Source organism: Phytopseudomonas argentinensis, from assembly GCF_900113905.1.
In the GTDB taxonomy this organism is placed as follows: domain Bacteria; phylum Pseudomonadota; class Gammaproteobacteria; order Pseudomonadales; family Pseudomonadaceae; genus Aquipseudomonas; species Aquipseudomonas argentinensis.
The window spans coordinates 1,354,873-1,377,051 of sequence record NZ_FORC01000001.1 but is presented as its reverse complement, the minus strand read 5'-3'; the positions used below and the strand labels follow the sequence as shown (position 1 = coordinate 1,377,051).

The following is a 22,179-nucleotide window of genomic DNA, read 5'->3' as shown; positions in this document are numbered from 1 at the left end:
CTAGCGGGCAATGGCATGTGCCCAACCTGTGGCGCTGGTCAGGCTTTGATGGGATAAGGGCGCAGCGTAGTTCGACCTGCCGCTCATGGAGCGCCAGGCCGACTCTCTAGGCAGGTGTTTAGCCGAGGCGAGCGCGAATCGCCGCCTCGATGCCGGCCTCGTCCAGGCCGCATTCGGCCAGCATCTGCTCGGGGCGAGCGTGCTCGACGTAGTAGTCGGGCAGGCCCAGGTGCAGCATCGGCTTGAGGGTGCCCTGGCCGGCGAGGAATTCGCTGACGGCGCTGCCAGCGCCGCCCATCACGCTGTTTTCCTCGATGGTCACCAGCAGGTCGTGGCCTGCGGCCAGTTCGCTGACCAGTGCTTCATCGAGGGGTTTGACGAAGCGCATGTCGACCACCGTGGCGTCCAGCGTTTCGCCAACGCGCAGGGCTTCGGGCAGCTGTACGCCGAATACCAGCAGGGCAACGCCCTTGCCTTGCCGGCGTACTACGCCCTTGCCGATCGGCAGTGGCGTCAGCTTGCGGTCGATGGGCGCGTTCGTGCCGCTGCCGCGCGGGTAGCGCACAGCCGCCGGACCAGTGAACTGGTAACCGGTGGTGAGCATGTGGTGCAGCTCGTTTTCATCGCTCGGCGTCATGATCAGCATGCCGGGGATGCAGCGAAGGTAGGAGAGGTCGAAGCTGCCCGCGTGAGTCGGCCCGTCTTCGCCGACCAGGCCGGCGCGGTCGATGGCAAACAGCACGTCGAGGTTCTGCACTGCGACGTCGTGGATCAACTGATCGTAGGCGCGCTGCAGGAAGGTCGAGTAGATCGCCACCACCGGCTTGGCACCTTCGCAGGCCATGCCGGCGGCCAGCGTCACCGCATGCTGTTCGGCGATGGCCACGTCGAAGTAGCGATCCGGGTGGCGTTCGCTGAACGCGATCAGATCGGAGCCTTCCTTCATCGCCGGGGTGATGGCCATCAGGCGTTCGTCATGGGCGGCCATTTCGCACAGCCACTGGCCGAACACGCTGGAGTATTTCGGGCCGGACGGTTTCTTCACCTTGGCCGGCGCATTGATCGGCTCCAGCTTGGAGATCGCGTGGTAGACGATCGGGTCGACTTCGGCCGGTGCGAAACCCTTGCCCTTCTTGGTGACCACGTGGAGGAACTGCAGGCCCTCCAGGTCGCGCATATTGCGCAGGGTGGCCAGCAGGGTCGGCAGGTCGTGGCCGTCGATGGGGCCGATGTAGTTCCAGCCCAGCTCTTCGAACATGGTGCCCGAGACCAGCATGCCCTTGGCGTGCTCTTCGGTCTTGCGGGCGATTTCCCAGGCGCCCGGCAGCTTGGACAGCACCTTCTTGCTGCCCTCGCGCACGTTGGCATAGGTGCGGCTGGAGAGAATCTTGGCCAGGTAGTTGGACAGGCCGCCGACGTTCTTGGAGATCGACATGTCGTTGTCGTTGAGTACCACGAGCATGTTGGCCTTCACGTCTGCTGCGTGGTTGAGTGCTTCGAAGGCCATGCCGGCGGTCAATGCGCCGTCGCCGATCACCGCCACCGATTTGCGTTTGCTGCCCTGGCGCTGGGCGGCGATGGCCATGCCCAATGCGGCGCTGATCGAGGTGCTGGAATGGCCGACGCCAAAGGTGTCGTACTCGCTCTCCGAGCGACGCGGGAAGGCGGCGATGCCGTCCTTCTGGCGCAGGCTGCCCATGCGCTCGCGGCGGCCGGTAAGGATCTTGTGCGGGTAGGCCTGATGGCCGACGTCCCATACCAGGCGGTCGTCGGGCGTATCGAAGACGTAGTGCAGGGCGACGGTCAGTTCGATCACCCCGAGGCCGGCACCGAAATGCCCGCCGGTCTGGCCGACCGTATAAAGCAGGTACTGGCGCAGTTCATCCGCCAGGGTCTCCAGCTCGGCCTCGCCAAGGCGGCGCAATTCGTCCGGCGTGTTGGCGCGGTCGAGCAGCGGCGTCAGCGGGCGTTCGCGGGGAATCTCGTGGAAAGTCGTCGGCATCAGGCGAGTCGTTATAAGAATTCGAAAATAGTGGGGCAGTCTACCTGATGCGATGACCCTAGCCCAAGGGAGGACTTGGGCGTGGTTGCCGCAGCAGCGATGTCAGATAGACAGCGGTTCAGTTGCGCCGTTCGACGATATAGTGAGCCAGCGCGCGCAGCGGCTCGGCAGCCTCGCCGAACGGCTGCAGCGCGTGCAGCGCCTGGTCGCGCAGCTCCAGGGCATAGGCCTTGGCGGTGGCCAGACCGAGCAGCGCCGGGTAGGTGGGTTTGTCGTTTGCCTGGTCCTTGCCCTGGGTCTTGCCCAGGGTCGCGGTATCACTTTCCACGTCAAGAATGTCGTCCTGCACCTGGAAGGCCAGGCCGACGGCGCGGGCATAGGTGCTCAGCGCGGCCAGGCTGTGCTCGTCGGCACGGCCGCTGGCCAGGGCCCCGAGGCGCACGCTGGCTTCGATCAGCGCACCGGTCTTGTGCCGATGCATGGTTTCCAGCGCTGGTTGCAGCAGTTGCTGGCCTACCGAGCCGAGGTCGATGGCCTGGCCGCCGACCATGCCGGCAGGGCCTGCAGCCTGGGCCAGGGCCTGGAACATGCTCAGGCGAATCTCGGCGCTCTGCGGGTTGTGCTCCGTGCTGGCTAGCACCGCGAAGGCCATGCTCTGCAAGCCATCACCGGCGAGGATGGCGGTGGCTTCGTCGAAGGCGATATGGGTGGTCGGCTGGCCGCGGCGCAGGTCGTCGTCGTCCATCGCAGGCAGGTCGTCATGCACCAGGGAGTAGGCGTGGATCAGTTCCACTGCGCAGGCCGCGCCATCGGCCTGTTGTGCTGTGCCGCCAAGGGCTTCACAGGCCCCATAGGCGAGCAGCGGGCGTACCCGCTTGCCGCCGTTGAACACGCTGTAACGCATGGCCGCATACAGGCGCTCGAGTTCGGCGCATGGGGCGCTGAACAGCGGCTCCAGGGCGGCGTCGACCTGCTTCTGGCAGCGCGCCTGGTAGGCGGCGATCATAGCGGCTCGTCCGTTTCGAATGGCGCCGCTTCGAGCGCGCCATCGCGCTCCAGGAGGATCTGTACCTTCTGCTCGGCCTGGGTCAGGGCGGCCTGGCATTCACGGGTCAGACCGATGCCTTGCTCGAAGGCGCTCAGTGACTCCTCAAGCGACAGCTCGCCGTTTTCCAGGCGCTCGACGATGGTTTGCAGTTCGGTGAGGGATTGCTCGAAGTCGAGCGCGGCTTTCTTGCGGGCCATGGTCAGCAGGTCTCAGGCGGGTTCGCGGTCGCCGCGACACTAGCAGAGGGCTCTGTTGCGAGCAAATCGATCCGGGTGGGCGATTTGTATGGATATACAGTATTCTTGCCGCTATCCATTTCCTGCTGGCCCGAGCCAATGCGTCTGTTTCTCTGCGAAAAACCCTCACAAGCCAAAGACATCGCCAGCGTGCTCGGTGCCACGCGGCGTGGCGATGGCTGCTGGTTGGGCAGTGGCGTGACGGTCACTTGGTGCATCGGTCACCTGCTCGAAACCGCACCGCCGGATGCCTACGACGCACGCTATAAGCGCTGGGTGCTGGACGACCTGCCGATCGTGCCGCAGCAATGGAAAATGCGCATCAAGCCCAAGACCGCCGCGCAGTTCAAAGCGGTCAAGCGCCTGCTCGGCGAAGCCGGCGAACTGGTGATCGCCACCGATGCCGACCGCGAAGGCGAGATGATCGCCCGCGAACTGCTCGACCATTGCCGCTACCGCGGGCCGATCCAGCGCCTGTGGCTGTCGGCGCTGGACGACGCCTCGATCCGCAAGGCCCTGGCCGCGCTCAAGCCCGGCGCCAGTACCTACAACCTCTACCAGTCGGCGCTCGGTCGCTCGCGGGCCGACTGGTTGATCGGCATGAACATGAGCCGCCTGTTCACCCTTCTGGGGCGCAAGTCCGGCTATCAGGGCGTGCTGCCGGTCGGCCGCGTGCAGACGCCGACCCTGCGCCTGGTGGTGGACCGTGACCGCAGCATCGCCGACTTCGTGCCAGTGCCGTTCTGGGCCATCGACGTCACCCTCGATGGCAATGGCACGCCGTTCACCGCCGGGTGGCGCGCGCCCCAGGACGACTGCGACGAGCAGGGCCGCTGCCTCAAGCAAGCGGTGGCGCAGCGCGCCGCCGAGGCCATGCAGGGCGCCGAGCATGCCGTGCTGAAAAAGTTGAAGACCGAACGCATGCGTGAAGCGCCGCCGTTGCTGTTCGATCTCGGTACCCTGCAGCAGGTGTGCTCGAAGAAGCTCGGCCTGGGCGCCCAGGAAACCCTGGACATCGCCCAGAAACTCTACGAGACCGACAAGCTGATCACCTACCCGCGCAGCGACTGCGGCTACCTGCCGTTGAGCCAGCACGCCGAAGCGCCGACCATTCTGGCTGCGCTGGGGCAGGCCGACCCGGCGCTACGCGAGGTGCTGGCGCACACCCAGGCCGGGCGCCGTTCGCGGGCCTGGAACGATGCCAAGGTCAGCGCGCACCACGGCATCATCCCGACCCTGGCCGCCGGCGGCCTGGCGCGGCTGAGCGGCCGGCCACGCGCAGTCTACGAGCTGATCCGCGCCCGCTACCTGGCGCAGTTCCTGCCCAACCACGAATACGACCGCACCCAGGCGGATTTCGATTGCGCCGGCCATGATCTGCGCGCCGTCGGCAAACAGATCGTCGAGCCAGGCTGGAAACGCGCACTGCCTGAAGCCCTTGCGCCTGCCAGGGGCCGCGAGACGCCAGCGCCCCAGGCACTGCCTGCGTTGCGAGAAGGCCAGCAGTGCAGGGTCCGCGAGGTGACCCTCAAGGATCAATTCACCCAGCCGCCCAAGCCGTTCACCGAGGGCGACCTGATCCAGGCCATGAAGAACGTCGCGCGGCTGGTCGAGGATCCGCTGCTCAAGCAGAAGCTCAAGGACACCACCGGCATCGGCACCGAAGCCACCCGCGCCGGGATCATCCAGGGACTGATCGACCGCGGTTACCTGAGCAAGCAGGGCAAGGCGCTGGCGGCCACCTCGGCGGCGTTCGGTCTGATCGATGCAGTACCGCGGGCGATTGCCGACCCCGGCACCACGGCGATCTGGGAGCAGGCACTGGACATGGTGCAGAGTGGCGAGATGCCGCTTGAAGATTTCGTCGCCAAGCAGTCGGCCTGGATGGCCAAGCAGATCGAACGCTGCCGGGGGCTGCAACTGACCATCAGTGGCCCGCCGCCGGGCGGCAAGCCGGCGTGGCGAGGTAAGCGCAAGGGCAGTGCTGGCAAGGGCGGCCGATCATCGCGCAAGGCACCGCGTGCGACGAAGTAGAAGCTTGAGTGCTGGTAGGCGCGGCGACATCCCGGGGCTGATTGCGACGTGGTTAATCTCGGCCCAGAGGCTTCTAGTCCACCCATTCACTGAGCAACCGGTGACCTTCTTGAGTCACCTCCACCATCGCTGAGAACACCACCGCCTCCTTACCGTCCTGAGTAAAAACCTCTTGGAAATTTTGGGTGTCGAACCGTACGCCCCTTACGCCCGGCTTGGCAGGGACCAGGACGTTGAGAATTTGGCCCACCTGAAGGCGCTCGTTTTTTGAATAATTATTCCGGTAGCAGAGAATCAAGGGTGACTGCATACGATCCTTGCCCATCCCATGGCCTGAATATTCGATGACAGGCTGCAGGTCATGGGCATCGAGTACCTCGGCTATCGCATCGCCAATAGCGTCTACACGTTCTCCTGGCCGAATGCAGGCTACGCCGGCCTTGAGCGCCTGGCGTCCTGTCTCGAGCAGTGCGAGCTGCTTTGCTTCGGCCTTCGCGCCTGCAAAGGTCCAGCTTTGTGCCAGGTAGGCGGTGCTTGAGGCTGCAACCATCTCTATGGTCACTAGAGCGTTGTCGGGTAGCGGATTGGCTGTCGGAAAGCCGCTCAGAACGGCTTTGCCAATCGAAATCGGTACGGCCGCGGGATAACCCTTGTACCCCACCAGCATGGGCTGCCAGCCCAGGCGCTCGAACTCCTGGACAATCTGGTCCTGCAGGGCAAGGCCGTTGCTTTGCGGACCAATGAGCGGCGCCAGGTCGCGTAGCAACCTGGAGACCGCTGGCGCTTGTTCGCGAATCGAATCGAGCCGTTCGCGGTCTGGCAGCAGCGCAATGCGCGCTGCCAACTGCTGATTCTTGGTCTGGTAGCGCTCGATGAGCGTGGCAGCTGATTCAGGCTGACGGCTAAACCGGCGACCAAGCTCGCGCAGGGCTTTATCGAGAAATGCGGGCATGAAGACGTCCTTGTTGAGGTCTGGCAGAGACATCGAGTTGTCGCCGATCTGAAGTGCTAAGCACACAGGCTGTTCATGCTCTCAGAGCTGGACCGATGAGGCAAACCAGGCTCGGATACCGCCAGCGTTGCCACTGCCGCCCATCCGTCCGTTGCATGCGCGGAGTATTCCCAAATGGAAATTTTCCGTTACCATCCGGCCCCGTTGAATTTAACGAACGGGTTTCATTCGCCTGTGCGAGGGTGGATTAATCGCGTTGGTGGCGATCTCTGCAGGGATTTTCACCTGTTGGTGGCACTGGTTTCAGCAGCGAACGCTGAGCTGAATAGGGCCTGGTTTCGATCGAGTTGTGGAGTAAAACGAACATTCAAACCGGTGCGCCGGCGTTTTCTCAGGTAGCACCGCTGCGGTAAATGGCTCGGCAGTCAGGGTAGTGACGGAGCTTTCTCTGCTTCAACCGGATGGATTTCGGCAAGGAACTGTTGCCCGAGGCCGGTTCGCCGGATCCGGAAACGCTCACATGGACAGCGATCACACAGCGAAGCCTGCTGGCGCGCCGCATAGCGTCGTGCGCAGCGGCCCGGCTTCAACTGTTTCCAGCAAAATCAATAAGAGGTAGTCCTTCTATGGATGCGGTATCAGCCGAACAGGCAAAGCAGGAGCCTGAGAGCAAGCTCAGTGCGTCATTGAAGCCCCGGCACCTCACCATGATGTCCATCGCCGGTGTGATCGGCGGGGCGTTGTTCGTCGGTTCCGGCAGCGTGATCCACAGCGCCGGGCCGGCAGCGGTACTGGCCTACCTGGCGGGCGGCATCCTGGTGGTGCTGATCATGCGCATGCTCGGTGAGATGGCCACCTCCTCGCCGGACACCGGCTCGTTCTCCACCTACGCCGAGCGCGCCATCGGCCGCTGGGCCGGTTTCACCATCGGCTGGTTGTACTGGTGGTTCTGGGTCATCCTGATGGCCTGGGAAGCCTACGTGGCGGGCACCATTCTCAACGGCTGGTTCCCGGAAGTCAGCGTCAACGTCTTCGTGCTGACGGCCACCCTGGTGCTGATCAGCATCAACTTCTTCAACGTCAAACACTACGGCGAGTTCGAGTTCTGGTTCGCGCTGATCAAGGTGGTGGCGATTATCTGCTTCCTGGCGGTCTGCACCCTGGCGGTGCTCAGCCTGTGGCCGACCGGCGAGACGCGCGGCTTCAGCAACCTGACCGCACAGGGTTTCATGCCCAACGGTATCGAGTCGGTGGTGGTGGCCATCCTCGGCGTGATGTTCGCCTTCCTCGGCGCCGAGATCGTCACCATCGCCGCCTCGGAAGCCAAGGATCCGGCCAACCAGATCGTCAAGGCGACCAACTCGGTGGTCTGGCGGGTGTGCCTGTTCTACATCGGCTCGATCTTCCTGATCGTCTGCCTGGTGCCCTGGAACGACCCGCTGATGGCGCAGTCTGGCTACGGTTCCTACCGCCGCACCCTGGAGCTGCTGGGCATTCCCTACGCCGAGCTGGTGATGAACTTCGTGGTGCTGACCTCGGTGAGCAGCTGCATGATTTCCGCCCACTACACCGCCTCGCGCATGCTGTTCTCGCTGTCCACCCGTGGCGACGCGCCGCGCTTCCTGAAGATCACCCGTACCGGGACCGGCGTGCCGGTGTTTGCGATCATCGCTTCCTGCTCGGTGGCCATCTTCGTGGCGCTGATCAACTTCAGCGAAACCCTGCGCCCGAAAGACGTGCTCGACACCCTGATGAACACCACCGGCATGATCGCCCTGCTGGTGTACTTGGTGATCGCCTTCTCGCAACTGAAGATGCGCCGCAAGCTGGAAGCCGAGGGCAAGGACATCCGCCTGAAAATGTGGCTGTTCCCCTGGCTGACCTACCTGGTGATCCTGTTCATCGTCGGCTCCCTGGTGACCATGGCGTTCGTCGAGGAATACCAGGTGCTGGTCATCTCTACCGGCGCCGCCGCGGCTGTTGTTGTCGCGTTGGGCGTGATGGTGCACCTGCGCGCGGCGAAGAAGCTCGCAGGCTGAGCGCAACCCTGTGAGCGAAAAAAAGGGGCGCACCTGGGAAGGTGCGCCCCTTTTTCATGTCGGCTGACAGGCCCCTAGTGTGAATGACGCGGCATGCCGCCGCTGCGCGCGATGATGCGCATGTGCAGGGTGGCCGGTTCCAGGCAGCCGCCGGTGGAGAGCTGGCCGACCAGTTGCCGGTACAGTTCCTGCCACGGCGTTTGCGAGGCCGGGTAGCTCGGCTTCCAGGCGGCGCGGCGACGCTGCATCTCCTCGTCGTCGATCAGCAGGTTCACCGAGCGGGCGTTGAGGTCGACGCGCAGCACGTCGTTGGTCTGCAGCAGCGCCAGGCCGCCGCCCACTGCCGCTTCCGGCGACATGTTAAGGATCGACGGGCTGGCCGAGGTGCCGCTCTGCCGGCCATCACCCAGGCACGGCAGGGAGGTCACGCCCTGTTTGATCAGTGCCGCCGACGGGTCCATGTTGACCACCTCGGCGCTGCCCGGGTAACCCACCGGCCCGGCGCCGCGCACCACCAAGATGCAGCGCTCGTCGATATCCAGCGCCGGGTCGTTGATGCGCGCGTGGTAGTCCTCGGGGCCCTCGAAGACGATGGCCCGCGCCTCGAAGCTGTTTTCCTTGCCGGGTTCGGACAGGTAGGTCTTGCGGAAGGCTTCGCCGACCACCGACATCTTCATGATCGCGCTATCGAAGAAGTTGCCGCTGAGCACGATGAAACCGGCGCTGTGCTTGAGCGGCTCGTCGTAAGGCAGGATCACCTCGCGGTTGCCGGTCACCTTGTCGGCAACGATCTCGCCGATGCGGCTGCCGCTGACCGTCATGCAGCCTTCGTGCAGGCGGCCGGCCTTCTGCAGTTCGTGCATCACCGCCGGCACGCCACCCGCGTGGTGGAAGCCTTCGCCGAGGTACTTGCCGGCGGGCATGCAGTTGACCAGCAGCGGTACGCTTTCGCCGATGCGCTGCCAGTCCTCGAGGCTCAGCTCGATGCCCATGTGCCGGGCGATGGCGATCAGGTGCGGCGGGCAGTTGCTCGACGCGCCGAGGGCCGAAGCCACGGCGATGGCGTTCTCGAAGGCTTCGCGGGTCATGATCTGCGAGGGGCGTACGTCCTGCATGACCAGCTCGCAGATGCGCTTGCCGGTGGCATAGGCCATCTGCCCGCGCTCGCGGTAGGGGGCGGGGATGCTCGCGCAACCGGTCAGCGACATGCCCAGCGCTTCGGCCAGGGCATTCATCGACAGGGCCGTGCCCATGGTGTTGCAGTGGCCCACCGACGGCGAGGCAGCGGTGGTCATTTCCATGAAGCCTTCGTAGTCGATCTCGCCAGCGGCCATCAGCTTGCGTGCATGCCAGAGCACGGTGCCCGAGCCGATCAGCTCGCCCTTGTGGTGGCCGTCGAGCATCGGCCCGCCGGACAGCACGATGGCCGGCAGGTCGGTGGTGGCGGCGGCCATCAGGCAGGCCGGGGTGGTCTTGTCGCAGCCGGTGGTCAGCACCACGCCGTCGAGCGGGTAGCCGTGGAGGATTTCCACCAGCCCCAGGTAGGCCAGGTTGCGATCCAGCGCGGCGGTAGGGCGACGGCTCTGCTCGGCGATGGGGTGCACCGGAAATTCCATGGGAATGCCGCCGGCATCGCGGATGCCGGCCTTGACCCGCTGGGCCAGCTCCAGGTGGTGGCGGTTGCAGGGCGTCAGGTCACTGCCGGTCTGGGCGATGCCGATAATCGGCCGGCCCGACTGCAGCTCGGCGCGGGTCAGCCCATAGTTCATGTAGCGCTCGACGTAGATGGCGGTCATGTCGGCGTGATTGGGGTCATCGAACCACTGCTGGCTGCGCAGCGGGCGTTTGAGGTCGGTCATGATGGGTTTCTCTTGTTCTTGAATGAATCGCGTCGTGCGGGCTGTCAGCTCAGGGCCGGACGACCTAGCCCAGCAAACCGCGGGCGCTGAGGTTTTTCAGCAGCGCCGTAACGCCGAAGGTCCAGGGGGCGGCCTTGTCACTGGTGGTCACCTGATTGTGCAGGGCGCCCAGGCGCGGGCTGCTGATGCTCACGCGGTCGCCGATCTTGTGGGTAAAACCACTGCCGGGGTGATCGCGATCCTCGGTGGGGGCGAACAGGGTGCCGAGAAACAGCAGGAAGCCGTCGGGGTACTGGTGCGAGGCATTGAGCGTCTGGCCTGCCAGGTTCTGCGGATCACGGCTGATCTGGTCCATGGAGCTGGAGCCCTTGAGCGTGTAGCCGTCGGTGCCTTCGACTTGCAGCTCGACCACGCAGGTGCGCACGCTGTCCAGGTCGAAATGCTCATCGAACAGGCGAATGAACGGGCCGATGGCGCAGGAGGCATTGTTGTCCTTGGCCTTGCTGAGCAGCAGGGCGCTGCGGCCTTCCACGTCGCGCAGGTTGACGTCGTTGCCCAGGGTGGCGCCGTGGATTTGCCCGCGGCTGTTGACCGCCAGCACCACCTCCGGCTCCGGGTTGTTCCACTGCGAGATCGGGTGGATGCCGATCTCGCTGGCGCTGCCCACCGCGGCCAGAATCGGCGCCTTGGTGAAGATCTCCGCATCGGGGCCGATGCCCACTTCCAGGTATTGCGACCACATGTTCTGCTCGATCAGCAGCTCCTTGAGGCGCATTGCCTGGGGCGAGCCGGGCTGCACGGCGCGCAGGTTGTCGCCTATGGCGTCACGCACGATGGCTCGCACGCTCTGCGCCTTGGCAGCATCGCCGGCGGCTTTCTCCTCGATCACCCGCTCGATCATGCTGGCGGCGAAGGTCACCCCGGCGGCCTTGATCACCTGCAGGTCGGCGGGCGCCAGCAGATATGCCTGACTCGGGTCGGCGTGGGAGCCGGTGTTGGCCAGCAGCGCCTCGATGCTGCCGACGAAGGTGCCGGGCGTGTCGCGCACCGCCTGCAGAGGATCATTGAGTTCCAGCAACTGGCTGAGGGTGGCGAAGCGGGCGGACAGGTCGAACACGCCGTCAGCGCGCAGCACGATGGGCGAGGGTCCGGCGACGGTGCCGGGAATCCAGGCGCGGCCGATCAGCGTGGCCGTGGCGGCGTCAGCGGGCAGGGTGTTTTCAGGAGTCAGTCGGATCGACATGGCGATGAATTCCGGGGTGCATGAAAGCTGCACGCTAGGCGGCGATGTGGATAAACTCCAATGGCATATTTTCAATTATCAATAACCTGACGTTATTGAATCGCTGGAGCTGCCCATGTCGGATCTGTCGTTCTCGAGCTTCTGCAACTGGCTGAAATTCCGCCACCTGACGCTCCTCGATACCCTGGGCCGCACCCGCAACATGCACCTGGCGGCGCAGCAGATGAACCTCAGCCAGCCGGCGCTGAGCAAGATGCTCAAGGAGATCGAGAGCCTGCTCGGCTTCGCCGTGTTCGAGCGTTTGCCGCGCAGCATGCAGCCCACGCCGCTGGGTGCCCAGGTGCTGCGCTACGCTCACCTGGCCTTGAACGACGCACGCACCTTCGTCGAGCAGATCAACAACCTCAGTGCCGGCGGCCATGGTCATCTGAAAGTCGGCGGCATCTTCGCCGCCACCGCGGTGGCCCTGCCCGAGGCCATCGTGCAGATCAAGCAGCGCTGGCCGCTGCTGGCCATCGAGGTGGTCGAGCAAACCAGCGACCACCTGATGGAAATGCTCGAAGAGCGCAACCTGGACCTGGCCATCGGCCGCTTCACCGAACAGAGCCAGCAGCAGCGCTATGACTTCCAGCCGCTGGCGCCGGAGCCATTCTGCATCGTGGTCAATAGCCGCCATCCGCTGTGCGAAGCAGGTCCCATGACCCTGGAGCAACTGGTGACCTGGCCGTGGATTCTCTACCCCAAGGGCACGCCGATCCGTGGGCGCATGGAAGAAGTGTTCGCCAGGGCGCAGGTGGCCGTGCCGCGCAACACCATCGACACCATCTCCATGCAGACCTTTCTCAAGGTTCTGCAGGGCGGGCCGATGATCGGCATGTTGCCCGAGGCCATGGTGGTCGAGCACCTGGAAAGTGGCCTGCTGAAAAAGCTCGACACGCCGTTCTACCTGATGCCCCAGGACTACGGGATTCTCACTCGCAAGGGCGATCAGCTGCTCGGCCCGGCTCGCGAGTTCGCCGACATCCTGCTCGCTAATGCACAGCGCGAGCGGGACTGATTCGATAACGCAACGTTATCGATTAATCAGCAAATGCCATTGGGATTGAATCGATCCGCGGCATAGATTACCGGCCATCGTCACCACGGTCGAGTAAGCACCATGGCCGTTGATTCCCTGCACAACGCTGCGCCATGGGGCGTGCCGCTGCCTGCCGGGGCGGCCCACTTACCAGCCAGGGAGCCTTATCTGCTGTAACCGCAGTGTCGCCAGGCACCGCCCGGCGAAGCCCATTTCAATAAAAACAATCAGCATGCACGCATGCCCAAGGGTCATCACCATGCAATCACGTACCGAGCAATCGGCCGCGCCAGCACGCGACCACGACAGTTCCTTCGAGGATCGCACCTACCGCAAGGTCATCTTGCGCATCCTGCCCATCCTGCTGCTGTGCTACATGGCAGCCTACCTCGACCGGGTCAATATCGGCTTCGCCAAGCTGGATATGCTCGAAGACCTGCAGTTCAGCAACACCGTCTACGCCCTCGGCGCGAGCATGTTCTTCTGGGGCTATTTCCTGTTCGAAGTGCCGAGCAACCTGTTGCTGCACCGCCTCGGCGCGCGCTTCTGGATCGCCCGCATCATGCTGACCTGGGCGCTGGTGTCGATGGCCGTGGCCTTCACCGTGCCGCTGGCGCAGTTCTTCGGCATCCAGTCGAGCACCATGTTCTACAGCCTGCGTTTCCTGCTCGGCATCTGCGAAGCAGGCTTCTTCCCGGGCGTGATCCTGTACCTCAACTACTGGTTCCCGACCCACCGGCAGAGCCGCGTGATGTCCGGCTTCCTGCTGGCGCTGCCGATCAGCCTGGTCATCGGCGGCATGCTTTCCGGCTGGCTGATGACCGCCATGCAGGGCGTGCACGGGCTGTCCGGCTGGCAGTGGATGCTGCTGATCGAGGGCCTGCCGTCGATCGTCATGGCGGTCGTGGTGATCGTCTGCCTGTGCGACAACATCGACAAGGCCAAGTGGCTGTCCGCGGCAGAGAAGGCCATGCTCAAGGCCAACCTGCAGCAGGACAACAGCGGCAAGGCGTCGCGCCTGAGCGAAGCCTTCCTCAACCCACGGGTGTGGTTGCTGGTGCTGATCCTGCTGACCTTCAACACCGGCTTCTACGGGCTGGCGTTCTGGATGCCGTCGATCATCAAGAGCGCCGGTATCACCAGCAGCTTGCACATCGGCCTGCTGACCGCCATCCCCTACGGCGTGGCCGCGGTGGCGATGCTGCTCAATGCCCGCCACTCCAACCGCACCGGCGAGCGCCGCCTGCACGCCGCGATCCCGGCCTTCATCGGCGGTGTCGGGCTGATGCTCAGCGCCTACTTCGCCCATAACATCGTGCTCTCGGTACTGTTCCTGAGCGTCGCCGCCTCCGGCATCCTCAGCCTGATGCCGATCTACTGGACGCTGCCCGGCACCGTGCTGTCCGGCATCGCCGCGGCGGCCGGCATCGGCATCATCAACTCGTTCGGCAACCTGTCCGGCTTCACCGGCTCGATGATCACCGCCATGGCTGAAACCATGACCGGCGACATCAACAACGGCACCTACGTACTGGCTGGCTGCCTGTTCGTCAGCGGCGCGCTGATCATGGCCATCCCGCGCAGCATGCTCGGCACGCCCAGCCGCACGCCGGTCGCCACGCCTACGGGCAGCCTGACCCTGGAGAAAGCATGAGCGAGATGCACGGCAAACGCGTGCTGATCACCGCCGCCGGCCAGGGCATCGGCCTGGCCAGCGCCCGAGCCTTCGGGGCCACGGGCGCCGAGGTGATCGCCACCGACATCGACATCAGAGCACTGCAGGATGTGCCGGGCCTTACGGCCTTGCACTTGGACGTTACCTCGCCCCAGGCCATCGCCGCCCTCAGTGAGCAGGTCGGTGCGGTGGACGTGCTGTTCAACTGCGCGGGCTACGTGCACGCCGGCAGCATTCTGGACTGCGACGAGGCCGCCTGGGAGCGCTCGCTGCAGCTCAACGTCACCGCCATGTACCGGATGATCCGCGCCACGCTGCCGGGCATGCTGGCCCGCGGTGGTGGCTCGATCATCAACATGGCCTCGGTGGCGTCGAGCATCAAGGGCGTGCCCAACCGCTGCGCCTATACCGCCAGCAAGGCAGCGGTGGTCGGCCTGACCAAGTCGGTGGCCGCCGACTACATCGGCCAGGGCATTCGCTGCAACGCGATCTGCCCGGGCACCGTCGACTCGCCCTCGCTGCGTGCGCGCATCGCCGAACAGGCGGCGCTGCAGGGCGTGGCCGAGGAGCAGGTATACGGCCAGTTCGTCGCCCGCCAGCCCATGGGGCGCCTCGGCAGCGCCGAGGAAATCGCCCGGCTGGTGCTGTACCTTGGCTCCGACGCGTCTTCCTACACCACCGGTGCGCTGCACGTGATCGATGGCGGCATGAGCATCTGATCGTCTTGAACCTGAACAAGGACCCCCACATGAAACTGCTACGTTACGGCGCCAAGGGCGCAGAGAAGCCAGGCCTGCTGGACGCCGACAACAGGATTCGTGACCTCTCCGGGCATGTGGCCGATATCGCCGGCGACGTTCTGACACCGGCGGGCCTCGCCGCATTGGCGCAGCTCGACCCGGCCAGCCTGCCGCTGGTGACCGGCAACCCGCGCATCGGCGCCTGCGTCGGCCAGGTCGGCAAGTTCGTGTGCATCGGCCTCAACTATGCCGATCACGCCGCCGAGTCGGGGATGGAGGTGCCCAAGGAGCCGATCATCTTTAACAAGTGGACCAGCGCCATCTGCGGCCCCAACGACGCCGTCGAGATTCCCCGCGGCTCGACCAAGACCGATTGGGAAGTGGAGCTGGGCGTGGTGATCGGCAAGGGCGGGCGCTACATCGACGAAGCCAACGCCATGGAGCACGTCGCCGGCTACTGCGTGATCAACGACGTCTCCGAGCGCGAATGGCAGCTCGAACGCGGCGGCAGCTGGGACAAGGGCAAGGGCTTCGACACCTTCGGCCCGCTGGGCCCGTGGCTGGTGACCCGCGACGAAATCGCCGACCCGCACGCGCTGGACATGTGGCTGGAGGTCGACGGCCACCGCTACCAGCAGGGCAACACGCGCACGCTGATCTTCAACGTGCCGCAATTGATCGCCTACCTGAGCCGCTGCATGAGCCTGCAGCCGGGCGACGTGATCTCCACCGGCACCCCGCCGGGCGTGGGCCTGGGCATCAAGCCCAACCCGGTATTCCTGCGCGCCGGACAGACCATCAAACTGGGCATCGCCGGGCTGGGTGAACAGCAGCAGGTCACTGTGCAGGCTGACTGAAGCGAGAATGAAAAACGCGGGCCATGGCCCGCGTTTTCGCTCATGCCGCTAGCCGATCAGCGTGCGGCCCAGCCATTGAAGCGCTCTTCCAGTTCCTCGCCGTGGTCGATCCAGAACTCGGCATTCACCAGCTGCGCGCCGGCCATGTTGGCCTCGGCGGTCGGCAGTTGTGCCTGCACGTCGGCCGGCAGTTGCGGCAGCGTCTGCTTGTGTACCGGGCCGTAGGGGATCTGGCTGGAGAACACCTTCTGCGTATCCGCCTGGCTGGCGAACTTGATGAAGCGTTCGGCCAGGGCCTTGTTCGGGCTGCCCTTGACGATGGCCCAGTGCTCGGGGTCGTAGAGGCTGCCGTTCCAGGAGATCTTCAGGTTGGCGCCTTCCTTCTGGGCCACGCCGATACGCCCGTTGTAGGCGGCGGAGAGGGTCACGTCGCCGGCCAGCAGCCACTGCGGCGGCTGGGCACCGGCTTCCCACCATTGGATCGACCCTTTGATGGCGTCCAGCTTCTTGAAGGCGCGGTCGACGCCTTCCGGCGTGCCGAGCACCTTGTACAGTTCCTCGCGGCTCACGCCGTCAGCCAGCAGGGCGGCTTCGAGGCTGTACTTGGCGCTCTTGCGCAGGCCACGCTTGCCGGGGAATTTCTCCAGGTCCCAGAAATCCGCCCAGGAGGTGGGGGCGGTCTTCAGCTTGTCGCCGTTGTAGGCCATCACCATCGACCACACGTAGGTGGCCACGCCGCATTCGCTCAAGGTGCCTGGGATGTACTGGTTGGCATCACCGAGAATGGCCGGGTCGATGCGCTCGAACAGCCCCTCTTCGCAGCCACGCTGCAGCTCCGGGCTTTCCACCTCGACCACATCCCAGGCCACCTGGCCGACATCGACCATGGCTTTGACCTTGGACAGCTCGCCGTTGTATTCGCCAGCCACCACCCGGGCGGCACCGCTCTGCTCGAAGGGTTTGAAGTAGGCGGCGGTCTGCGCGACCTTGGTGGCGCCGCCGAAGGAAATCACCGTGAGGCTGTCGTCGGCCAGCGCCGCGCTGCTGGCGCCGGCCAGCATGGACAGGCCGATGGCGGCGCGGATGGATGGACGCAAGTGCTTGAACATGGAAACTCCCTCGCTGTTTTTTCGTTGTAGTGAGAACAGGGGCAGTAGGGCCGAAGCGGCGAAGCGGCGCGTTGTGTCACGCGTCAGCGAAATCTTTGTTGTTGTGCCGCCAGGTGTGCGTGCCGGGCGGGAACTGGCGTTCAGGTGAGGGCCATGGTGCGTCAGTCGGGCAAGAACGAAAATTAGTAAAAATATGCTCGGGACTTACGAAAAACCTTTGCAAGGCAGAGCGTCGCCAAGGCGCCGTGTTGGAGTAAGGTGCAGGCAGTAATTGCAGCGAGATCGACACGTGGCTTCCTATACCCTGCGGCAACTCAAGTACTTCGTCACCACGGTGGAAGCGGGCAGTGTGGCCGAGGCCTCGCGCCAGCTGTACATCGCCCAGCCGTCCATCTCCACGGCGATCAAGGGGTTGGAAGAGAGCTTCGGCGTGCAGCTGTTCATCCGCCACCACGCCCAGGGCGTGTCGCTGACGCCCAGCGGCGCGCGCTTCTACGAGAAGGCCCAGCAACTGCTGCGCATGGCCCGCGAGTTCGAGCAGAACGCCCTGGCCGACAACGACATCGTCGCCGGGCAGATCGATATCGGCTGCTTCGAAACCGTGGCGCCGCTGTACCTGCCGCAGCTGATCGCCGGCTTTCGCGAGCGCTATCCGGGCGTGGACATCCGCATCCGCGATGGTGAGCAGCAGGAGCTGGTACAGGGCCTGACCGCTGGCGCATTCGACCTGGCGTTTCTCTACGAGCACGACCTCGACGGCACCATCGCCACCGAACCCTTGATGCCGCCGCAGAAGCCTTACGTGCTGTTGCCCGAGAAGCATCGCTTCGCCGGCCAGGCCCAGGTGTCGCTGCGCGACCTGTGCCTGGAACCGATGATCCTGCTCGACGTGCCACCGAGCCGTACCTACTTCGTCAGCCTGTTCCACGAACTGGGGCTGACCCCCAATATCGTCTTCAGCTCTCCGTCCATCGAGATGGTGCGCGGCATGGTCGGCCAGGGCTTCGGCTTCTCGCTGCTGGTCACCAAACCGCATTCGGAATGCACCTACGACGGCAAGCGCGTGGTAACCGTGGATATCACCGAGCCGGTGGCCACCTCAGGGCTGGTGGCGGCACGGCTCAAGCGTGGCCAACTGACCAAACCGGCGCAGCTGTTCGTGGATTTCTGCAAGGCGCACCTGGCGCATCTGTAAGCGCGGTTGCGGCGTTGTACGCCTGGCAGAGCCAGGCAGTCCGCTAACGGCAGATGGCCAAATTCAATGGCTGGCGAGTACCAACTCCTGCAAACGCCTGCCATCGATGGCGCGGCAGAGGCCTTCGGGCTTCTGCATCGGTGAGTCTTCGGCGGCGAGCATGGCGTTGAGCACTGCCTCGTCGGTGGCCTGTACGGTAGCCAGGTACAGGGCGTCGAAACACTCGTCGTTGAGGTAGTCGAGGTTCAGCCGCGTTGGCGACACCTGCGGCAAGGGCCGCGGGTTGGCCACGCTGAAGGCCAGGAAGATGTCGCCGGAGTTGTTGCCACCGGGCGTGCCGGCCAGGGCGATGCCGAGGCCGGCGCGCTGCGCCAGGCGCTTGAGCTGATGCGGCAGCAGCGGCGCATCGGTGGCGAGGATGACGATGATCGAGCCGCGCTCGCGCTCCAGCCCGGCCGGCAGTTCATCTTCCAGGCGCTCGCCGACCGGCACGCCGCAGACCTTGAGCCAGGCGCGCTGGCCATGGTTGGCCTGCACCAGGGCGCCGAGGGTGTAGGTCTGGCCGTCGATCTCGACAAGGCGCGAAGCACTGCCGGTGCCGCCCTTGTAGCCGTAGCAGATCATGCCGTTGCCGCCGCCGACGTTGCCTTCGGCGATGGCGCCGCCCTTGGCCGCATCCAGCGCAGCCAGGGCATCGGCTTCGCTGACGTGCTGGCCGTTGATGTCGTTGATCACCCCATCGTAAGTCTCGGCCACCACCGGCATGGCCCACAGGTGCTCGCGCTGCCAGGAATCGGCGTACTGGCGGATGGTCCAGCGCGTGGCGGCGTGGTGGACGATACCGACGCTGTGCGAGTTGGTGATGCACAGCGGGCCGACGAAGTAGCCGCCGTGCTCGATCCAATGCGTGCCGGTCATCTCGCCATTGCCGTTGAGCGCATGGAAGCCCGCCCACACTGGCTGCGGTTCGCTATCACGGCCACGCGGCAGGATGGCGGTGACGCCGGTCTGGATGCGCCGGCCGCTAGCGGCCACGCCATCGAGGGTGCGGTAGCCGACCAGCACGCCGGGTACGTCGGTGATGGCGTTGTACGGGCCGGGCGTGCCGGGCAGCGGCAGGCCGAGTTCGCGGGCGCGAGGTTTAGCCATGGGAGTCATCCTGAGAAGTGGCGGGCTTGCGATTGCGCAGGTACAGGCCGAGGGCGGCGATCAGCAGCGAAGCGATCAGCAGCAGGGTGGCGATGGCGTTGATCTCCGGCTTGATGCCGCGGCGGATCATGCCGTAGATGAAGACCGGCAGCGTGGTGGAGTCCACACCGGCGATGAAGTAGGTGATCACCAGATCGTCCATCGAGATGATGAACGCCAGCAGCGCGCCACCGACCACGCCCGGCAGAATCTGCGGCAGGGTCACCCGGCGAAAGGTCGTCCAGGGCGAGGCGCCAAGGTCGGCCGAGGCCTCTTCTAGGCGCGTGTCCATGCCGGCCAGGCGCGCGCTGACGATCAGGAACACGTAGCTGATCAGGAAGGTGCAGTGGCCGATGATGATCGAGCCCTTGCCCAGCGGCATGCCGACGCCGACGAAGAAGATCAGCAGGGCGATGCCGAGCACGATGTCGGGCATCAGCATCGGCATGAACAGCAGCACCCGGTAGAACGTCTGCAGGCGGAAGCGATAGCGCGCAATCGCCAGCGCGGTGAGCGTGCCGATCACCGTGGAGATCGCCGTGGTGGTCAGCGCCACCACCAGGCTGGTGCGCAGCGCGGCCAGCAACTGGTCGGTGGATTCGACGTACAGCGCGTTCTCGCTGAGGCGGGTGGACAGGCCGAACAGCGAGCGGTACCAGTCCAGGCTGAAACCATCCCAGATCATCATGTTGATCGGGTTGCTGTTGAACGAGTAGGCGACGATCAGGCCGATCGGCAGGTACAGGAAGACGAAGAAGGCCAGGCTGTAGCCGCCCAGCAGGCGGCGCCCGAGGTTGGCGAGCAAGGTGTTCATCGGCTGGCCTCCTGTGCGCTGTTGCGCCCTTGCGCCAGCACGTAGAGCACCAGGCACACCAGCACCGCGGCCATCAGCAGCATCGCCAGGGCAGCGCCGAACGGCCAGTTGCGCGCGGCGAGGAACTGCTGCTCGACCAGGCTGCCGATCATCAGCACGCGCGCGCCGCCGAGCAGCGACGGCACGATGAAGTTACCCAGGCTGGGGATGAAGACGATGATCGAGCCGGCGGCGATACCCGGCAGGGTCAGCGGGAAGATCACCTTCCAGAAGCTCTGCCAACGGCTCGCGCCGAGGTCGGCCGAGGCTTCCAGCAGGCGCTTGTCGAGCTTCTCGACGCTGGCGTAGACGGGCATGAACATGAACGGGATGAAGATGTAGGTCATGCCGATCAGCACCGCAGTCTCGGTGTAGATCAGCTCCACCGGGTTGTAGAAGCCCAGCGCCGCCAGCGCGGTATTGATCACGCCGCTGGGACGCAGGATCAGCAGCCAGGCGTAGAGGCGCACGATCAGGCTGGTGAAGAACGGCAGGGTGATCAGGAACAGGCAGAAGTTGCGCATCCGCTCCGGCTGCCGCGCCACCCAAAAGGCCGCCGGGTAGCACAGCGCCAGGGTCGCCAGTACGGTTAGCGCGGCCAGCTTGAACGAGCGCAGGATGATTTCCAGGTAGACCGGATCGAACTCCTCGTTGACCCCATCGGCCCAGCCCAGCACGCGGCCGAAGTTATCCGGGTAGAAGTTCCACTCGACGCCGCCGTAGAGCCCCGGCTCAAGCAGGCTATACAGCGCCATGATGCTCAGCGGGGCGAGAAAGAACACGCCGATGATCAGCGTCACCGGGGTCAGCAAACCGACCAGGCGCAGGCGCTCGCGCAATGGCATCAGGCACCTCCGGGGATCAGGTGCGCGGCTTCCTGGCCGTACCAGAGCTGCACGTTGTCGCCGAGGCGCAGGTGTTGCGGCGCGGCGTCACGTAGCGCTGCCTTGACCAGGCGCCCGTGGCTGGTGCGCAGCAGCAGCTCGAAATCCTTGCCGATGAATAGCAGTTGCTCCAGGCGCCCTTCCAGTGCAGCGAAGCCCTCGCCGGGGCAGTGCAGGTGGAACTGCTCGGGGCGCAGCATAAGCTGGGCGTACTGGCCGAGCTGCAGGTCGGGGTGACGCGCCTGTAGCAGATCACCCTGGCTGTCGAGCAGGTAGGCGATGCCGTCGTCGACCGAGCCGACGTGCACGTCGAACAGGTTGCTCTCGCCGATGAAGCCGGCGACGAAGGCGTTGGCCGGGCGATGGTAGATCTCCGCCGGGGCGCCGATCTGCTGGATATGGCCGCCATTGAGCACGACGATACGGTCGCTCATAGTCAGCGCTTCTTCCTGGTCGTGGGTGACGAAGACGAAGGCGATACCCAGCTCGTGCTGCAGGTTCTTCAATTCGCGCTGCATGGCCTGGCGCAACTGACGGTCGAGGGCCGACAGCGGCTCGTCGAGCAGCAGCAGTGCCGGGCGGTCGACGATGGCGCGGGCCAGCGCCACACGTTGCTGCTGGCCACCGGAGAGCTGGCCGGGCTTGCGCCGCTCCATGCCGGCCAGGCCGACCATTTCCAGTGCCTCGCCGACGCGCTGGCGTTTATCGGCCTTGCCGACACCGCGCACGTCCAGCGCATAGCCGACGTTGTCACCGATGCTCATGTGCGGGAACAGCGCGTAGCTCTGGAACACCGTGTGCACCGGCCGGCGGTGCGGCGGCACGTGGTTCATCGGCTGGCCCTGGATCAGCAGCTCGCCGCCATCGAGTTGCTCGAAGCCGCTGATGGTGCGCAGCAACGTGGTCTTGCCGCAGCCGGACGGCCCCAGCAGGGTGACGAATTCATTGCTGCCGACAGCCAGGTCGAGGCCGTCGAGGGCACGCACCAGGTGCCCTTCCGGCGCACGGTAGTGCTTCACCGCGCCCCGGATCTCGACCACCGGTGCGGTTTGGGTGAAAGCGGTCATGGAGGGCTCCACTGATATCGGAGTAATCGCGGCTGAAGCCGCTCTTACAGGCACCGTAGGGTGCGCTGCGCGCACCGTTGGCAACATCGGCTACGCAGGGCCCGAACAGCCCTGCGCAAC

The 22,179-nt window shown here is 65.0% G+C and carries 18 protein-coding genes; 7 read left to right on the top strand and 11 right to left on the bottom strand.

What is annotated here, in order from left to right:
• Nucleotides 1–118 precede the first annotated feature (118 nt).
• From dxs to BM154_RS06230, 3 genes are all read right to left on the bottom strand, one after another.
• The gene (gene dxs, locus BM154_RS06240; RefSeq protein ID WP_074881479.1) at nucleotides 119–2,002 is read right to left on the bottom strand and encodes a 1-deoxy-D-xylulose-5-phosphate synthase; all 1,884 of its coding nucleotides are present in this window, start codon (nucleotides 2,000–2,002) and stop codon (nucleotides 119–121) included.
• Nucleotides 2,003–2,120: 118 nt separating this feature from the next.
• Nucleotides 2,121–3,008 (bottom strand): (2E,6E)-farnesyl diphosphate synthase, encoded by an 888-nt coding sequence (ispA, locus tag BM154_RS06235; RefSeq protein ID WP_074881478.1) that lies wholly within the window; start codon nucleotides 3,006–3,008, stop codon nucleotides 2,121–2,123.
• Complete coding sequence (locus tag BM154_RS06230) at nucleotides 3,005–3,247, bottom strand: exodeoxyribonuclease VII small subunit (RefSeq protein WP_013792851.1); 243 nt, start codon at nucleotides 3,245–3,247, stop codon at nucleotides 3,005–3,007. The genes ispA and BM154_RS06230 overlap by 4 nt, the downstream gene beginning before the upstream one ends.
• 138 nt (nucleotides 3,248–3,385) lie before the next feature.
• Here BM154_RS06230 and BM154_RS06225 point away from each other — a divergent pair, with 138 nt between their 5' ends.
• Nucleotides 3,386–5,320, top strand: coding sequence for a DNA topoisomerase III (locus tag BM154_RS06225; protein ID WP_074881477.1), 1,935 nt, complete (start codon nucleotides 3,386–3,388; stop codon nucleotides 5,318–5,320).
• A gap of 73 nt (nucleotides 5,321–5,393) precedes the next feature.
• On the opposite strand, the gene BM154_RS06220 is transcribed toward BM154_RS06225, so the two are convergent.
• Complete coding sequence (locus tag BM154_RS06220) at nucleotides 5,394–6,272, bottom strand: M24 family metallopeptidase (protein ID WP_167364651.1); 879 nt, start codon at nucleotides 6,270–6,272, stop codon at nucleotides 5,394–5,396.
• A 626-nt stretch (nucleotides 6,273–6,898) separates the two neighbouring features.
• Here BM154_RS06220 and BM154_RS06215 point away from each other — a divergent pair.
• The gene (locus tag BM154_RS06215; RefSeq protein ID WP_074881476.1) at nucleotides 6,899–8,311 is read left to right on the top strand and encodes an amino acid permease; all 1,413 of its coding nucleotides are present in this window, start codon (nucleotides 6,899–6,901) and stop codon (nucleotides 8,309–8,311) included.
• Between the two features lie 74 nt (nucleotides 8,312–8,385).
• Here BM154_RS06215 and BM154_RS06210 read toward each other — a convergent pair whose 3' ends face one another.
• Nucleotides 8,386–10,170, bottom strand: coding sequence for an IlvD/Edd family dehydratase (locus tag BM154_RS06210; RefSeq protein ID WP_074881475.1), 1,785 nt, complete (start codon nucleotides 10,168–10,170; stop codon nucleotides 8,386–8,388).
• Between the two features lie 64 nt (nucleotides 10,171–10,234).
• Nucleotides 10,235–11,413, bottom strand: a complete 1,179-nt coding sequence (locus BM154_RS06205; RefSeq protein WP_074881474.1) for a fumarylacetoacetate hydrolase family protein — start codon at nucleotides 11,411–11,413, stop codon at nucleotides 10,235–10,237.
• Nucleotides 11,414–11,528: 115 nt separating this feature from the next.
• On the opposite strand from BM154_RS06205, the gene BM154_RS06200 reads away from it, so the two are divergent.
• The 4 genes from BM154_RS06200 (at nucleotide 11,529) to BM154_RS06185 (ending at nucleotide 15,763) form a co-directional block, all read left to right on the top strand.
• Nucleotides 11,529–12,470, top strand: a complete 942-nt coding sequence (locus BM154_RS06200) for a LysR family transcriptional regulator (RefSeq protein ID WP_074881473.1) — start codon at nucleotides 11,529–11,531, stop codon at nucleotides 12,468–12,470.
• Nucleotides 12,471–12,750: 280 nt separating this feature from the next.
• Nucleotides 12,751–14,145: an MFS transporter gene (locus tag BM154_RS06195; RefSeq protein ID WP_074881472.1), complete on the top strand. Its 1,395-nt coding sequence runs from the start codon at nucleotides 12,751–12,753 to the stop codon at nucleotides 14,143–14,145.
• Nucleotides 14,142–14,885, top strand: a complete 744-nt coding sequence (locus tag BM154_RS06190) for an SDR family oxidoreductase (RefSeq protein WP_208609415.1) — start codon at nucleotides 14,142–14,144, stop codon at nucleotides 14,883–14,885. Before BM154_RS06195 ends, BM154_RS06190 begins: the two co-directional genes overlap by 4 nt.
• Before the next feature lie 29 nt (nucleotides 14,886–14,914).
• The gene (locus BM154_RS06185; protein ID WP_074881471.1) at nucleotides 14,915–15,763 is read left to right on the top strand and encodes an ureidoglycolate lyase; all 849 of its coding nucleotides are present in this window, start codon (nucleotides 14,915–14,917) and stop codon (nucleotides 15,761–15,763) included.
• A gap of 56 nt (nucleotides 15,764–15,819) precedes the next feature.
• Here BM154_RS06185 and BM154_RS06180 read toward each other — a convergent pair whose 3' ends face one another.
• Nucleotides 15,820–16,824: an ABC transporter substrate-binding protein gene (locus tag BM154_RS06180; protein ID WP_425272829.1), complete on the bottom strand. Its 1,005-nt coding sequence runs from the start codon at nucleotides 16,822–16,824 to the stop codon at nucleotides 15,820–15,822.
• A 337-nt stretch (nucleotides 16,825–17,161) separates the two neighbouring features.
• Between BM154_RS06180 and BM154_RS06175 the strand changes: the two genes are divergently transcribed.
• The gene (locus tag BM154_RS06175) at nucleotides 17,162–18,067 is read left to right on the top strand and encodes a LysR family transcriptional regulator (protein WP_074881469.1); all 906 of its coding nucleotides are present in this window, start codon (nucleotides 17,162–17,164) and stop codon (nucleotides 18,065–18,067) included.
• 63 nt (nucleotides 18,068–18,130) lie between these two features.
• On the opposite strand, the gene BM154_RS06170 is transcribed toward BM154_RS06175, so the two are convergent.
• Genes BM154_RS06170 through BM154_RS06155 form a run of 4 tightly spaced genes read right to left on the bottom strand, consistent with a single transcriptional unit; the run spans nucleotide 18,131 to nucleotide 22,059 of the window.
• A complete protein-coding gene (locus tag BM154_RS06170; RefSeq protein ID WP_074881468.1) occupies nucleotides 18,131–19,216 on the bottom strand; it encodes a DmpA family aminopeptidase in 1,086 nt (361 codons plus the stop codon).
• On the bottom strand, nucleotides 19,209–20,069 hold the full coding sequence (locus BM154_RS06165; protein WP_074881467.1) for an ABC transporter permease: 861 nt from the start codon (nucleotides 20,067–20,069) through the stop codon (nucleotides 19,209–19,211). Before BM154_RS06165 ends, BM154_RS06170 begins: the two co-directional genes overlap by 8 nt.
• Entirely contained in the window at nucleotides 20,066–20,953 is an 888-nt protein-coding gene (locus BM154_RS06160; RefSeq protein WP_074881466.1) for an ABC transporter permease, read from the bottom strand. The genes BM154_RS06165 and BM154_RS06160 overlap by 4 nt, the downstream gene beginning before the upstream one ends.
• Nucleotides 20,953–22,059: an ABC transporter ATP-binding protein gene (locus BM154_RS06155; protein ID WP_074881465.1), complete on the bottom strand. Its 1,107-nt coding sequence runs from the start codon at nucleotides 22,057–22,059 to the stop codon at nucleotides 20,953–20,955. The genes BM154_RS06160 and BM154_RS06155 overlap by 1 nt, the downstream gene beginning before the upstream one ends.
• Between the last annotated feature and the right edge of the window lie 120 nt (nucleotides 22,060–22,179).